The following is a 15,539-nucleotide window of genomic DNA, read 5'->3' as shown; positions in this document are numbered from 1 at the left end:
TCAGGTTGATTCATGATTCGCTTGCGGTGCAGCCTCTGTTTTATTCTCCTTGGCAAGAGCCATCAATCGGCGAATTTCCGAAAGCAGCGAATGGTATTCGAGTTTTTCTTTTTGGATAATATTTTTGGCATAGCTGTTTAATTTTTGCCGTTCTTCCTGTGTAATCGACTTAGCTGTCACAACGACAACCGGAATCTCGTTCCATTCCCCGTGCTTGCGCAGCTCCGAAATAAATTGAAAACCATCCATTTCCGGCATCATAAGATCTAGTAAAATAAGGGAAGGCATTTCTCTTGCCATATGCTCTAGTGCGAGCCTCCCATTACGGGCTTGCGCAACGACATATCCTTCTCTCTGTAAAAGCTTGGTCATCAGCTCGCTTGTCGTCGCATCATCCTCAATGACGAGAATTTGGTGATCGTCGCTTTGCTTAATATATTTGTCCATCACCCGGATCATCCGTTCCCGTTCAACCGGCTTGGTTAAATACTCGGAAACGCCCAGCGTGTAGCCCTGCTGTCTGTCGCTAGTCATCGACCAGATAACGACGGGTATATCGGCAAGTTCGGCATCATTTTTAAGGGCATTAAGCACACTCCAGCCATCCATATTGGGCATAAGAATATCTAAGCAAATGACTTTTGGCCGCAGTTTTTTGGCCAGCCGCAGCCCCTCTGAACCATTATTCGCAAATGCTAGCGTCCACCCTGTTTTGGCTAGGTAACGCTCCATCAGCTCCCGATTAAACACCTCGTCATCAATTAGCAAAATGCTCGTTTGTCCATGCTCATCTACCGTATGTACAGGTAGTTCAGCTATAGGATAAGACAAATGAACGAGGGTATCCTCCATCGTATTCGGCAGCCAGCAAATAAACGTTGTCCCTACGCCAAAGCTGCTTTCTACCTGAATATCGCCGCCCATAATTTGGCTAAACCGCTGGCTTATAGCTAGTCCAAGCCCTGTGCCGCCATATTTGCGGGTAGTAGAAGCATCGGCTTGGGTGAAGGGTTGAAACAGCTTTTTCAGTTGATCTGGGGTCATGCCTATTCCCGTATCCTGAACGATAAAGCTGTAGCCTTCTCGCTGATTGCGCGTTTCCTTCCGCACCTCAAAGGTAATAAACCCCGATTCCGTAAACTTGTTGGCATTGCTCAGCAAATTAAAGAGAATTTGCCGCAGCTTTGTAATGTCGGCGGTAATGTTGCCATTTTCTCCGCAATTCATTTGCAGCTTATTTCCCTTCCCAATCGCAAGCGGACGTATCGTAGTCAGTATATCCTGCATTAAGCTCGGTAGGCTGCAGGTCTCCGGGTGCAGTTCCATTTTGCCGGCTTCAATTTTAGAAATATCTAAAATATCGTTAATGAGCGCCAGCAGATGGTTGCCAGCCTTGCTGATTTTAGAGAGGTCCTCGACGAAAACAGACTCGCCAAGCTCCTCCGCTTCTTCCTGAAGCATCTCGCTGTAGCCAATGATCGCGTTCAGTGGAGTACGAAGCTCGTGACTCATATTGGCCAAAAACTGGCTTTTAATCAAGCTCGCTTCAATCGCCTCGTCATGCGCTTTGGCAAGCTGTTCCGTTCGTTCGGCAAGCGCAGTTTCTGCCTTGACCCGATCGGTAATATCGGTACGAATGGAGATGAACTGATGAGGAATGCCATCTTCACCGAGAAAAGGCACAATCGTCGTATTCATCCAATATTCACTGCCGTCCTTAGCGCGGTTTTTGACCTCGCCTTTCCATACATGGCCTTGTTTAATCGTTTCCCACATCACTTTGAAAAAAGCTTTCGGATGAAAACCCGAATTAATGACCCGATGCGTTTTCCCGATTAATTCTTCTCGTTCATACTTGGAAATGACACAAAACTTCTCATTTACGTAAGTAATAACTCCCTTATTGTCCGTAATGGCAACAATTGAGGATTCGTCCAATGCATTTTCTATATCGCGCAAGCTTTCCATGTTTTGCATTAATTTCAGTTCATTGTGTTTGCGTGTCGTGATATCGCTGCCAATCGCCATATATTTATAAACAATGCCGTCATCATCAGTGAACGGCAGAATCGTCATATTCACCCAATATACGCTGCCATCCTTGGCCCGATTTTTCACTTCTCCCTTCCACACTTGCCCGTCGCTGATCGTTGCCCACAGCTCTTTAAAAAACGCTTGTGTATGAAAGCCGGCATTTAAGACCTTATGGCTGGAGCCGATCATTTCATCTCTCGTATATTTTGAAATCTCACAAAAATAATCATTGACAAAATGGATGATACCTTGTGCATCCGTTATCGAAACGATCGAGGATTGTTCTAGAGCAGATAAAGCGTAGTTTATATCTTTTATGTCTTTGAGTTCTTTTAACATCTGTGTTTCTCCCATCCTACGCAAGTAAGTCTACTCATTACTATACGACAATATTTTGAAACATTTTTGAAAGATGAGAATCGCCCTGCTTTTTTTATAGGAGAGGCCTGATTATTAGAGCTTTTCCTGTCTCAGCCCATCTGTTCATACGCTTCTCCAACGATCAAACCACAACCGGATGGAGTCGTGCGGCTCCATATCCAGCTCCTGTAGCAGCATTTTTCGCAATAGCTCATACTGGGCTTCGACCGAACGCCGATCCTCAAGAGAATCATAAATGCGCATCAGCTCAAAATAAAGACTTTCTTCCGTTGGAAGCACACTTTGCATTTCTAAATAATGTTCGGCAGCCGCTGGGAGATTATTGCTTTCAATAAAATAATTCGCAATTTGTTTGGCATGCGACAGCCATTTCATCCGGAGCCGCTGCTTCTCGGTCTCTGCCCACAAGTAAGCATATTCTGCGAGATAATCGCCTTTATACTGGGCGGACAATTGCTTATGCTGCTCCAGCGATTCGCTCGTCAAAGGCGGAGCAGCATCCATTTGCCGCTCCCATTCCTCAATATCAAGCGGGAAGCCGTTTAAATCCAGCCGGTAGCCTTCATCGACGTTTTCAATGCGAATGTTCAACTGCTCATCCTGCAGCAATTTGCGAATTTGATAAATCGCCGTATATAATTGCGTAATTCCTTTTTTCCAATCAATATCCGACCATAATTGGTCGACCAGCGTCTGTTTGCGGATAGGCTTTCCGCGCAAATGCAGCAGCAAGCTGAATAGTTCCTGAGCCTTTAACGTCTTCCAGCGCAGCGTTGCCGAGCCGCCCGTCGCCCGCTCAAACTGCAAAGAACGAAAGCATTGAACCCGGACCCAGTCCTGACGGGGCGCAGCGGGCAGCTGACTGCCTGCTCTTTGCAGCAGCCGTTCGGTTGTTTGAGCTAGGCGCTTCAGCTGAATGGGCTTCAATAGATAGTCTACAGCGTTAAGATCAAATGCCTTAACCGCATATTCTTCATATACGGTTACAAATACAATTTGCGTATGCGGGCGCTGCTGCAAAATTTTCTCCGCCAGCGCTATGCCGCTCATCTCCGGCATTTCAATATCCAGAAAGACAGCATCCGGTGCCAGTCTGCTGATATCGGCAAGCGCGAGCCTTGGATTGCGATAGGAGCCGATCATTTCAAGCTCTGCAAAGCACGCAAGCTCCTCGGCCAAATGACTTAATGCTAGCGGTTCATCATCAACCAGTATAACTTTCATGTATACCTACCTTCTCCATGGGCAATCGGATGCGTATTTCCGTACCTTCTCCCGGACGGCTGGAAATCGTTAATCCGTATCCAAATAATTGTTTCATCCTGCGGTCAATATTGGCCAGGCCAATTCCACCAGTTAGGGGCGCTGCTTCCGCATGGGGCGGCAACTCAGCTGGCATGCCAACCCCATTATCCTTCACCGTAATCAGGATGTCTCCGCCTTCCTGCCAGACACAAATTTCAAGATGCCCGCCATCCGCTCTGCGCATAATGCCATGCCGAACCGCATTTTCCACCAAAGGCTGAATCGTCAAGGGCGGAATCCAGAAAGACAGCTCTGTCATCACTTGAATATCAAACGTCAGCCAATCCTCGAAACGAACCTTCTCAATATGCAGGTATGATTTCACCAGCTTCAGCTCACGCTCAAAAGGCACCAGCGGCTCGGAGCTGTCAAAACGAAAGCTTTCCCGCAAATAATGCCCGAATTCCGTCAATAAATCCGTCATTTTCTCCGGCTGTTTTTTACTTAAAGCGGCAATCGAGTTTAACGTATTAAATAAAAAATGAGGCTTGATTTGCGCCTGTAAAAAGGCCAGCTCCATCTGAATACGCGCGCCGACCGAGCGCTTCAATTGCACCAGCGTCAAAATCCGCACACGAAGCTCTGACCACTCGACAGGCTTCACCAGAAAATCATTCGCTCCCGCTTGGCTCGCCGCTATCGCGTGATCGGAATAGCCAGCGGACGTCATGAGAAGAATGGGAAGCTCAAAGCTGGTAAAATGCTCACGGATATTCCGGCATACGTCAAGCCCCGACATATCCTGCAAGATGCGTTCTACAATTACGAGATCCGTATCCCGCATATGGTGAAGCCGCTTAAGCGCTTCTCTGCCTTTTTTAACAACGGTTACTCGGTATTGATCCATGGCAAGCAGCTTCACCAAAACATTGATGTTTAATGAATCGTCGCTTACGATCAGAATTTCAGCTCTTTCTGTTTCCTGACTCTCATATAGCTTGCGACTTCTTAATCGCTGATCCACTAGCCCCTGTGCCTGCAAGGACAGATCCACACTGTTTCCATGAAATTCAGGAAAGCTGCCGGCACTGGACCCTGCCAATAGCTCTATAGCAATCGGAAGCGATAGACCGATGACAACCTCCTGGGCCAAGCCAGAGGCGACGCTGATTCTCCCTTGATGCAGCTTAACCAGCGCATGGACAAGGAATAGTCCCAGATGCTCATCATAGGGCAGCGGTCTGCTCGCTTCGTCCTCCAGATGCAGCATTTTCACAAGAGTCGCGGCTGTATCGTCCGTTATCCCCGTTCCCTGCATGATGATTTCAAGTTCCATCCGATTGCTAAGCACGCTTGCCTTCGTTGTAATTGTACCTTCAATGGTCAACTTCAGAGCGGACTGTATAAGTCCGGTCAATATTTGCTGCAAACGCTGCTCATCCGCTACAATTGGCGGCAAGCCCTGTGGAATCGTATTCATTAATGTAATCGAATCGCTAAATACCAAGTAGCGGGTACGTTCAATGACCTCACCTACAACAGATGGCAAATGAATCGGACGAACCGTAAGCGCAATGCCCGCTTCAAGCAAACGGGCAAAATCCATCATATCGTCTACCAGCCTTCTCATCGTCCAGCCTACTGAAGTAATCAGCCGCAAATCATGAATTTGCTCCATGGACAAGCTCTCATCCGCATGCAGACGCGCTTCTGCAACACCAATCATGGCATTTAAAGGCGTAATCATCTGTTCGGAAATACCCGTCATAAATTCAGACTTAAACCGATTCACCCGATGGAGTTCCAAAGTAAGCGCCTCATTTTTTTGATAAGCCCGAAAAAACTGGTGCAAAAACAAATACGAAATTGCGATGCTAAACCCGATCATTTGCACAAAATACCATAGGGTTAACTCACCAAAGCCAAACAGCACTAGCGAATTAAGCAAGGCTTGTGCCGAAAAGAGGCAAAACGACCAAAACTCATAGCGATTTTGCTCGTCCCCGCTGCGTAAGTTTCGTAAAACTACGAGAAGGATATATATATGTACAATAAAAGAGACCATTAGCCACAGAGGCAGCAAGCGGGTAGAAATAGCCGTCGGCATGACGAGTATACAGGCAGCCATTGCGGAGGAGATGACGAGCAGACCTCTCTTGAACAGGCGGTTGACGCGCTGCTCATGTCGTACAGCTAAGTACATGAACATGCCTACCAATATGGAGATTGAACATAGCCAATATACGGTGACCGTCATTCGGTAAGGCATTTCCGGCCAAATGGCCAGCAGCCACCTCGTCCCTTGAACAGAGTTTAATAGCGCCGTACATAAGAAAAAGAAGGATAAATAGATCCAGCCGCTGCCCCGGTCCTGTAGATGCAGCACACCAAAATAAAGGCCAAACACGATAAAAAAAGCAATGGTGCCAAATTCGAAAGCGGCAAATTGCTGCTGCTCCTGAACGATTAAATCCGGCGGCCCCATCCGAATCGCTTGAATGATACCCCCACTTGTTGCATGATCGAAATTAGCTACCTGTACGAAAATATCTATGCTATCCGTTCTAATTTGCGTATAGGCAATATACGGCTTGATTTTCCCCTTATACTGCTTTAAACCATCATCAAGGGCGCCGCTCGCTCCAATTTCTTCTCCATTGATCAACAACCGATGCGCGCTGCGGATAAGCGGTACCTGAAAGGCTTGAAGCTCTGGCTGATGCTCGCCAAATTGTATGCGAAGATGATAGGTGCCATATCCGAAAGCTTGACTATCGTACATATTCAAGAGCATATTGCTCCAATTTCCAGGAACATGCGCCTGTTTGGATAACGGGCCTGTCTTCGCTTCTGCCATGTCCCCCCACAGCTGCTTCGGATAAAAGTCCCACTCCCCCTTCAGCTTAATGACCTTCTGACCGACCCCGTCCCATTTACTTAAGTCGAGCACGCCATTTCTAGCTTCCGGCTGATCATCCCACTTCAATTGAGAGGCAACATTAGCCCCAATAAGCAATAGCAGAATAAATCCTAACATGCCAAATAATGCTTTGTTTTTCATATTTCAATTTCTCCATATATAAAGTTCCTTGTTTATGTTTCATCATAACATGATTAATGTGATAACACACCGCCATACTATAGCATTAAAAAAGCATCTGATCCGCAGATCAAATGCTTGGATTCAACCATCGTTAAGGAAAGCTTCCATGCTTCATTGCAGCTTAAAAGCACTTCTCCAGCACAGCCCGATTTTTCCCGGCTTGCTTCGCTTTGTACAGCACAAACGTCCCGCCTTCCAGCCTTCCCGCAACGACTTCTCCCTGCCTTCCCATGACCGATAGCAAATCGGCTATATACTGAAGACAGGAGTCGCCAACGTTAAAGCCCTGCAGGGCATTATAAATACGCAGATCATCCATATCAACCATTAAAAGGGCCACCGAATAGCCGCGCTCTGCGCCTTCTCTCACATCGTCAGCCAGCTCCTTATAAAAGGCTTGGCGATTAGGCAGTTCGGTTAAAGGATCCGTTGTCGTGAGCGATTGCAGCTGCGTTAACATGTCGGAATACACATTTTCCATATTGGCATCTGTTTGATATTCCCGGGCAATGGCCATGATGGAGATCTCGCCTCCATACACGACTGATACGAGCATGAACTCAAGAACGATCATTTGACCATCCGACTTGTTTATCCGGCCGATAACGGTTGTTATGTTTAAAGGGTCCTGTACCAATTCTTGAAACTGCGCCTCAAACTCGGCCTGGGAGCTGTCATGCACGAAGGACATAAACGGGCGTCCCATAAGCGTTTTGGCAGCGACTTCTCCGAGCAGTCTCGCCGCCTGGCTGTTCGCGTAAACAAATGCACGATTGGTTAAGGTGAAAAAGGGTACAGACGAGGCTTCCATGAGCTGAATATAGCGTTGTTCGTTTTTGCGGACAATGGCGGAATTGTGCATAGCTAAATATTGGGCTTGACGAAGCTGCTCCTCCGTATGCCTCATGACGATGCTCTTAAGCTCAGGCAGCATTCGCAGCTCTTGATCCGACCAGGATAGCGCCGTTGACTCAACGACCTGTCTCCATTTCTCGAAAGATTTACGCGGTGACAGACGAATGCCGTCATCGCCTTGAATAACCGCTTTTGCCGGATCGCCAGCCCAGTGAACGACTTGTACTTGCTCGGGCCGGAACCACATAATAAAGTTTTCATGTCCTGGAGACAACGCCAAATATAGTACGCCCGAAGCAAGCTCTTTGTAGCTTTTCGCCAAATCAAGCACCACACTAAGACTTGAAGTCTGATACACATGATCTAACGATTGCTCGGCCAGCCATTGTGCCAGTTGCTCCACCTGCGCTTCCGTCGGCGTCTCCCCAAGCAGCAGCAGCTTTTCCTGGTAACAGACCGCCGCTCCTGTTGCGCTCATCAAATTCAGCAGGTTCGATTCCTCTTGCTTCAACTGGTCCATAAGGCGAATGGGATTATTATCCCCCACAAAAATACTGGCAAGATGGGAAGCCCATTTCCGCAATCTCGCTTCACGCTCATATTCGTCAAGCTGCTGCCGCTGAAACCATTCACTGGAGAAAAAAGAACCGAGAAAATTACACAAATTGCGGACCCAATGAGAAATATATTTACGCGAATAATGATGGCAAGTAATTAATCCCCACAGCTGATTATCATGAATCAACGATATGGTCATCGTTGCCCCCACACCCATGTTTTGCAAATATTCAATATGCATGGGCGATACGCTGCTAAGCACCGACAGGCTAAGGTTAAGTGATTTGCCCGTGAGCGGTTGAACGGCAGGCACAATTTCTACCGGATCATAAGCTACATCTACGATGACGCGAAGCCAGTTGCGCAAATACAGCTCCCTCGCCTGCTTGGGAATATCCGATGCGGGATAATGGTGGCCGAAAAAAGATTCAAGTCCCTCATCCTTGGACTCGGCGATCACCTTGCCGTTCCATTCCTTATCGAACTCATAGACCATGACCCGGTTATAATCCATTATTTTGCGGATTTCCTCAGCAGCTACCTGGCTCGCTTCAGCCCGATTCTCTGCATGCTTTAGTTTTCCGAAAAAATGGCGAATCCAGCCAAAATCATCATGATCCGGCCCCTGATCTTCCGATACCGGCTCTGTTCCACGATAATGAGCCCTTCGCTTTCGTGGACAACACAGAAAAAGTCGGACGGTTTCCCGCCGACTTCAATTGTAACATTCAAATAATTTAAGTCAGATGTGTTAGATGCTGCCAGTTCGCGATCCGAAATCTCCTTAACCGACTGCTTTGCACAATCTCGTTAGGAGCATCCATTCTAGCTGCCAGCAGCACGCCATGCGGTTGAATATAGCCTGGAATATGTATCGGTTCCTTATCGCAATTCGTCAGGTCAATGCTGTCTTGGGTGACACAATCTTCTCCTGTCAATAACGTGCGGTTCAAGGCAGGATTGTCTAGCTTTCGGTTAAACATTAAACCAAACCTCCAGAGTCAGAAACGTTTGCTTCGCCGTCTCAACGACCTGAGTAGCCTCTTCTTCCGTTAATACAGACTCGCTTACAAATTGGCTGAATTCCGCCCATTTCGCTCTCGTTTCGGTACCATAAGCGTTAAAATACGCCGTGCCTTCGCTTGCGTTGTCCGTAAGCGGCAGAAATTTGCGAACCTGCTTCGTAATAATTTGCCCACCCATTGTGGAGCCTTCAATGACATACATATAACCAAGCATCTGGGCCACTGCAGCTAGTTTAGGAAGCTGCTGGCATTCCGGTAGCTGCTGCAGCTGCTCTTCGCTTAAACCAAGTGCCAGCAAATCGCGTTCCAACAGCGGGGATTTGGCCCGGTTTTGAATAAACTCGCCAAGCTCGTGCACGTTTTGCGCTTCTGATAGAGCGGCAATATGGCGTTCTACCGGCTTAATAAAACCGTAAAACTTCTGTAAGTAAAGGGAATAGTCCGTTACGTTTAAAGTTTGATTCATAATGGCTTTGGCAAAGCGGTTGTCCTCGATCTGCTTGTGATTCACAGCAGTCTCTTCCTTCAATCGAGCCATGACGTTCATATGGGCGTTCACTCCTATCCATTTATAGGCTTTTCGCCTTAAAGAAGAAACACTTGTCTGCATAAACATCGCTGTGCTTCACGCTGAAAATATGATTTTTCACCTTATAATCAATACATAATTATAACTGAGAAAATTAATATAATCAAAGTGTTTCTCCATGGATTTTTGTAACAAGGCCTACTCGCTAGCCGTTATAACATCCTTTTTCGAACGGGTTAAATAGACAATCATGCCTAAGAGGCAAACCAGGAAAATCGCGCTTGTTCCTACCGTTCCAAAGTCTAATCCGCCGTCATCCGTTGATTGGGACAAATAATCGCCAAGCGATGCTCCTAATGGCCGCGTAACAATATAGGCGATCCAAAATGCCAACACCGCATTGCATTGATAACGGTAATAGGCAGACGTTACAGCGCCAATAATGGCTGCGAATATAAGTGCCGAAGTCAAATAGCCAAGCTGCATCCAAGCATTTTTTTCTTAGCATACGCAAAGCTAATTAATTATTAGTTAACCGGTTATTAAATTTCTATATATTAAAAAATAAAAAAAGCCTGGAAAACCAGACTTTTTCGTCAAACATTTTTATACATTGGGGTGTGTATGCATACGTGAGTCGGCCAGTTGTTCCTGGCTTAGCGCTTATTCGCGGCCAATCTCTTCTGACGATTCAAGGCTTAAGGAACCACAGCATCCGGTTGTGGCTGGGACCACTGATGCTGAGGCTACTGTTGCTGAGACTGCTGATGAATCCACTGTTGCTGAAATCACACAGCTCCGGGCTTTCCCTCCTCCTTTGGAGGACTGAGGTTCCGCTATTTTGGCTTTTCCTTCGATTTCAGGCCGCACGCGGACAGGAAAGCCGCTATTGCCCTCATCATCCCCTCAAAATGGCGATGGGCAGTGTAATAGCGGCTCCTGTGTCCGCCGCCGGTGCCATAATCCACGATTCGGTGAAAATAGCGGCTGCTGTGTCCACCAAATCTGCCTTGGTGTCTTGGTGTCTTGGTGTCTTGGTAGGATTTGCTCACGGAGCAAACCCCTGAAACGAGGAGCACAACGTAACTTTTCGGGTAAGCAGGTTCACATTCTTGAGGAGAGATATTCCTTTTCACTCAGAATTTGGATCTGGATTTGGATCTGGAACTGGATTGTTTACTTTTGCACACACGCTCAAGTGGAATCCTATTACTTGAACACCGTTACACCTTATAAATATCTATCGTATGCAAAATGATACTGGCCAGAGCCCAGCTCCAGCGTAACGCTTCCCGCTTCTTCATGAATCGCGGTGATGCCCGCCGCTTGCGATAGTGCAATGCCATTTTCCAGCACATCGGCTGCCGCATGCGCTTCTGGAAGCTTTAGCGTCGCACGGGCATTGCCCGGCACCGTCACTTGAATTTCCATTCGCCCTGCTTCCATACGGCGCCAAGAGGAAACGACTACCCCATACATCGTTGTAAGCCTTGCTTCCGCCCATGTTAAACCTGGTCCCGGCTGCGGGCTGATTTTCACATGCTTGAATCCCGGCTCCTCCTCGTCTGGCTGAATGCCAGCCACGTAGCTGTACAGCCATTCTCCGATTGCACCGTAGGCATAATGATTGAAGGAATTCATATCCTCGCTCCAGAAGCTGCCGTCTTCCTTGATGCCATCCCAATGCTCCCAAATCGTCGTCGCGCCTTTCGTAATTTGATAGAGCCAGGAAGGATAATCCTCCTGCAGCAGCAAACGGTAAGCTAGATCATTGCGCCCAGCTTCGCTAAGCACTGGATTCAAATAAGGCGTACCGACAAATCCTGTCGTCAAATGGTCATCTTGTTCCTTTAGCAGCTCGGCAAGCTTCTGCTCGGCCCTCTCTTTCGCCGCCCCTGACACGAGGCCGAAGCGCAGCGCCAGCACCTGCGCCGTTTGTGTCGGTACAGACAGCCGCCCGGACGGGGTCAGAAACTCATGCTGGAATGCGGCAATAATTTGTTTATGCCAAGCAGCAAGATGCTCCACTTCCGTTTCTTTCCCTAATGCTTTCGCCGCTTTAGCGACAAGCGATACCGAATAAGCGTAATAGGCCGTTGCAATAAAATCTCTGTCCGTGGCCCCGACGTAGCTGTTCGGCTTGGAATCAAGCCCGAGCCAATCGCCAAAGTGGAATCCCGTGTTCCACAAATAAGGGTTGCTCCCCTGCTCATAAATGTACTGAATCCATTGGTTCATGCTGTCATATTGCGCCTCCAGCAGCCTAGCATCGCCATACGCTTCATACATCGTCCATGGACAAATAACCGCCGCATCGCCCCAAGCCGCAGAGGAATGGCTTGTGTCTCCCCAGCCTTCGGAAAACTCAGGCTTCAGATTAGGGATGTAGAACGGAATGCCCCCTTCCGGCGTCTGATCCGCTTTCAAATCTTGCAGCCATTTAGTGAAAAATGGGGCAACATTCATCACATAGGAAGCCGTTCGAATGAACATTTGCGCGTCGCCCGTCCAGCCTAGCCGCTCATCGCGCTGCGGGCAGTCGGTCGGCACATCGACAAAATTGCCCTTTTGCCCCCAGACGATATTATGATGCAGCTGGTTCACCTTGGCATCCGAGCATTCGAAAAACCCTGTACGCTCCATATCCGAATGCAGCACAATTCCACGGAAAGCTTCGAGCTCAATCGGCGCTTTAAACCCCGTCAGCTTCACATAACGGAAGCCTTGAAAGGTGAAATGCGGCTCAAACGATTCCTTCCCATTCCCTTTCAACGTATATTGGATACGCTGCTCGGCCCGGCGAATATTGCCCATATAGAAGTTTCCATTCTGATCTAGCACCTCCGCATGCTGCAATTCAACCCTATGTCCAGCGGCGCCTTCGACTTCGAATTTTACCCAGCCGACCATGATTTGGCCAAAATCAATCACCGTATCGCCCTCTGGCGTTTGGATTACAGCAATCGGCTTCAGTGTTTCGGCGGGGCGAACAGGCTCATTTACCTGCTGGGTTATGATCGACTTAGGATGTATAATCGTTTCAACTGGCTGCCATACGTCTGAATCCGCCGTTTGGCTGCTATGCCAGTCCAATTCCAGACGGGCGTCATAACGCTCGCCATGATACATTTCGGACATTAGAATCGCGCTTCCAGCCGCTTGCCAATCATTATTCGAAACGACAACTTCCTCCGTACCATCCTCATAGCTAATGTGAAGCTGGAAGAGCAGCGCAGCGCGTGAACCATAAGTCTCTTTCTCCTGCTTCCAGCCGAGTTCCCCTTTGTACCAGCCATTGCCCAGCAGCGCGCCAATCGCATGCGTGCCAACGGCCAACTGGTTCGTTACATCATACACCTGATATTGCAGCCGTTTGCCGTAGCTGGTCCAGCCCGGTGTAAAATAGTCGTTGCCAATGCGATTGCCATTCCATTGCAGCTCATACATGCCTAGTGCCGTAGCGTAAATCCGGGCGCTTTTGACCGTTTTTTCAACGGTGACAAAAGTTCGGAGCAGCGGAATGCGCTCCGCATCCTCTTCCGTCGCAGCGAAATCGGAAGGCGCGCTAATCCACTCCGCTGTCCACGCGCTGTAATCCAAGAGACCGGTTTCAAAATAGGCCGTTTCCGACCAAACGCTGCCTTCCAAAGACAACCCGGTAGTCCACATCTTGACCCGATAATAATATCGCGTGCGCGCTTGCAGCTCGATTTGATCCAGCACAACATGAACGGATTGACCAGAAGCGTTCCGGCCAGAATCCCATAAAATTTGTCCAAACTCTGGCTCCAATGAAACTTGCAGCTGGTAGGCCTGCTGCTGAATGCCTCTTTCCTCTGATTGGATTTGCCAGCTGATTCTAGGATGCGGCACATCAATGCCAAGCGGATTTTTCAAATATTCACATCTGACTTTTGCGATCTGGACCATGGGACGACCTCCTCTAATCAGGAAAAGCTGCTGTTCATCACTTACCCTGTTATCGTATAATTATAGCGTCCATTTTCAGTGACAATCCTTGTAAAAAGGCCAACATATCCCGGTCATTCAGCCATCTAATTAAGGAGGTGCTTATCGATGAAAAAACCTGTGCAATGGTATAAAGGCGATCATTTTTTTGGCAATCAGCTTCCGATTTTCGTCAATCGCTATCAGGAGGATTTCAAGGTTCCCCTCCATGCCCATGATTTTATAGAGTTCAACTTTGTGGCTGAAGGGAAAGGCTTTCATCATATTGGAGACGATATTGTTGCCGTGAGCAAAGGGTTGTTTTTCACGATACCAGTCGGCGTTCCACATGTGTTCAGGCCTTCCTCCCCTGACCCATCCCAGCATCCGCTCATCGTATATAATTGCTTATTTGCGCCGCAGCTGCTGCTTGCGATGTCCACCTTGTTTACCGATCCGCTGCTGGAGCAGTATTTAGATGAGCTGCAAAATGGTCAAGCCACCTATCATTCGATTCAGGATCACGATGGTTCAATTGAAAAATTGCTCGTGGCGATGTATCAGGAGTTTTCCTTCTCGGCAGCAGGAGCGGACACTTATCTATACACGTTATTCCTGCAACTGGTCATAACCATTCACCGACTGCGAAGCGACAACCGCCCGTTGAAAATAAAGGATGTGTCGCACTTCAACCTGCTCATTCAGTTTATGGAGCAGCACGTTCATGAAGAGCTGACACTCGCGAAGCTGGCCACAAGATCCGGCTGGAGCATTCGGCATTTACAGCGTCTATTTCTCCAGCACACCGGACAAACGTTTGGCAACTATTTGAACCAACTGCGCATACAAAAAAGCTGTGAGCATTTACGCTTAACACAGCTTAAAATTAGTACAATTGCCGAAATGGTCGGCTATAGCCACATTGATTCGTTTAATGCGCTTTTCAAGAAAAGAGTCGGCCAGACGCCTGGCCAATATCGCAAGCAGTTTAGATGAAACTGACAGCTTAAAGCAGGCTTTTAATAATTTGCATCGGATTTCCCGTATCACCATACGTGTCACTCATCATCGTATTGACGGTTTCTTCAGAGGGTACAACGCAAATATACGGCTATGGTATCGGCAGTTTATTGTCCCCTCTCTTGCTTCATTCCTTCGAAAGCGCCCGTTATTAATTGCTTAATCACGCTTTCCTCCAGCCCGTCTCCTGTAACTAACAAGCGATAAAAAATCGGCCCATAAAGCAAATCAATACTCAATTCAATATCTAGCTCCCGTTTCAGTTCCCCCCGCTCTACCCCTCGCATGAGCAGCTGCCTTGCTTCCAATCGGCGAGGACGGACATACTCCTCCCGCAATGCAGCAGCAAGCTTCGCATCAAATTGCCCCTCTCCGATAATTTCCGTAATCACCTCTCCTTCACGGCTCGTTAAAAATCGGGATAAATTAGTCGCATGAAGCAAAATATCTTCATATACAGCGCCCGTATCCGGTATTGGCAGCCTTGCAGTGATGGCATACATAAAACCAGCCATTACAACGGCACCTTTATTAGGCCACCATTTGTAGATCGTCGCTTTGCTCACCTGTGCCTGCTCGGCAATTTTCTCAACGGTAACGCCGCCAAATCCGATTTCAAGCAGCAAGTTGTAGGAGGCCGTTAAAATAGCACGCTCCGCTTCAACGTTGCGAGGTCGCCCTCTTTTTATATTCAATGGTCATAGCTCCTTTTGTGGACTTTCTTTATATTATATAAAATTTTGGGCGCGTTGAAAAAAAACATTTTAAATACTGTACGTTTAGTATATAATATAGCCATAATTAAAAAAAGGATTCGCACCACCCATTTGAGCAGAAAGAA

At 47.7% G+C, this 15,539-nt stretch carries 9 protein-coding genes and 1 pseudogene; 1 reads left to right on the top strand and 9 read right to left on the bottom strand.

Annotation, left to right across the window (positions count from 1 at the left end):
* The 8 genes and pseudogenes from ASF12_RS14010 to ASF12_RS13970 all read right to left on the bottom strand — a co-directional run bounded on the left by ASF12_RS14010 (nucleotide 1) and on the right by ASF12_RS13970 (nucleotide 13,660).
* On the bottom strand, nucleotides 1-2,373 hold the full coding sequence (locus ASF12_RS14010) for a hybrid sensor histidine kinase/response regulator (protein ID WP_056035656.1): 2,373 nt from the start codon (nucleotides 2,371-2,373) through the stop codon (nucleotides 1-3).
* A gap of 144 nt (nucleotides 2,374-2,517) precedes the next feature.
* Nucleotides 2,518-3,639 carry a response regulator gene (locus ASF12_RS14005; protein WP_056035653.1) on the bottom strand — a complete coding sequence of 374 codons (1,122 nt, stop codon included), beginning with the start codon at nucleotides 3,637-3,639 and terminating at the stop codon, nucleotides 2,518-2,520.
* Nucleotides 3,620-6,721, bottom strand: a complete 3,102-nt coding sequence (locus ASF12_RS14000; protein ID WP_056035649.1) for a hybrid sensor histidine kinase/response regulator — start codon at nucleotides 6,719-6,721, stop codon at nucleotides 3,620-3,622. Before ASF12_RS14000 ends, ASF12_RS14005 begins: the two co-directional genes overlap by 20 nt.
* A 163-nt stretch (nucleotides 6,722-6,884) precedes the next feature.
* Entirely contained in the window at nucleotides 6,885-8,690 is a 1,806-nt protein-coding gene (locus ASF12_RS13995; protein WP_056035646.1) for a diguanylate cyclase domain-containing protein, read from the bottom strand.
* A gap of 223 nt (nucleotides 8,691-8,913) precedes the next feature.
* Nucleotides 8,914-9,159, bottom strand: coding sequence for a hypothetical protein (locus tag ASF12_RS13990; RefSeq protein ID WP_056035644.1), 246 nt, complete (start codon nucleotides 9,157-9,159; stop codon nucleotides 8,914-8,916).
* Complete coding sequence (locus ASF12_RS13985; RefSeq protein WP_056035641.1) at nucleotides 9,152-9,748, bottom strand: biliverdin-producing heme oxygenase; 597 nt, start codon at nucleotides 9,746-9,748, stop codon at nucleotides 9,152-9,154. Before ASF12_RS13985 ends, ASF12_RS13990 begins: the two co-directional genes overlap by 8 nt.
* Before the next feature lie 180 nt (nucleotides 9,749-9,928).
* Nucleotides 9,929-10,216: pseudogene (locus tag ASF12_RS13980) on the bottom strand (hypothetical protein); the annotation flags it as partial.
* Between the two features lie 744 nt (nucleotides 10,217-10,960).
* Entirely contained in the window at nucleotides 10,961-13,660 is a 2,700-nt protein-coding gene (locus ASF12_RS13970; protein ID WP_056035631.1) for a glycoside hydrolase family 78 protein, read from the bottom strand.
* Nucleotides 13,661-13,807: 147 nt separating this feature from the next.
* On the opposite strand from ASF12_RS13970, the gene ASF12_RS13965 reads away from it, so the two are divergent.
* The gene (locus ASF12_RS13965) at nucleotides 13,808-14,674 is read left to right on the top strand and encodes an AraC family transcriptional regulator (protein ID WP_056035628.1); all 867 of its coding nucleotides are present in this window, start codon (nucleotides 13,808-13,810) and stop codon (nucleotides 14,672-14,674) included.
* 131 nt (nucleotides 14,675-14,805) lie between these two features.
* On the opposite strand, the gene ASF12_RS13960 is transcribed toward ASF12_RS13965, so the two are convergent.
* Nucleotides 14,806-15,393, bottom strand: a complete 588-nt coding sequence (locus ASF12_RS13960) for a TetR/AcrR family transcriptional regulator (protein WP_056035627.1) — start codon at nucleotides 15,391-15,393, stop codon at nucleotides 14,806-14,808.
* Nucleotides 15,394-15,539: the final 146 nt, after the last annotated feature.

Source organism: Paenibacillus sp. Leaf72 (assembly GCF_001422685.1).
Lineage (GTDB): Bacteria > Bacillota > Bacilli > Paenibacillales > Paenibacillaceae > Pristimantibacillus.
Note: the sequence above shows the minus strand (reverse complement) of the source record. Positions and strands in the feature narration are given on the sequence as shown.

Coding starts and splice junctions, on each gene's coding strand:
- ASF12_RS14010 (WP_056035656.1), bottom strand. CDS start 2,373: ATGTTAAAAGAACTCAAAGACATAAAAGATATAAACTACGCTTTATCT.
- ASF12_RS14005 (WP_056035653.1), bottom strand. CDS start 3,639: ATGAAAGTTATACTGGTTGATGATGAACCGCTAGCATTAAGTCATTTG.
- ASF12_RS13970 (WP_056035631.1), bottom strand. CDS start 13,660: ATGGTCCAGATCGCAAAAGTCAGATGTGAATATTTGAAAAATCCGCTT.
- ASF12_RS13995 (WP_056035646.1), bottom strand. CDS start 8,690: ATGGATTATAACCGGGTCATGGTCTATGAGTTCGATAAGGAATGGAAC.
- ASF12_RS13965 (WP_056035628.1), top strand. CDS start 13,808: ATGAAAAAACCTGTGCAATGGTATAAAGGCGATCATTTTTTTGGCAAT.
- ASF12_RS14000 (WP_056035649.1), bottom strand. CDS start 6,721: ATGAAAAACAAAGCATTATTTGGCATGTTAGGATTTATTCTGCTATTG.
- ASF12_RS13985 (WP_056035641.1), bottom strand. CDS start 9,748: ATGAACGTCATGGCTCGATTGAAGGAAGAGACTGCTGTGAATCACAAG.
- ASF12_RS13990 (WP_056035644.1), bottom strand. CDS start 9,159: ATGTTTAACCGAAAGCTAGACAATCCTGCCTTGAACCGCACGTTATTG.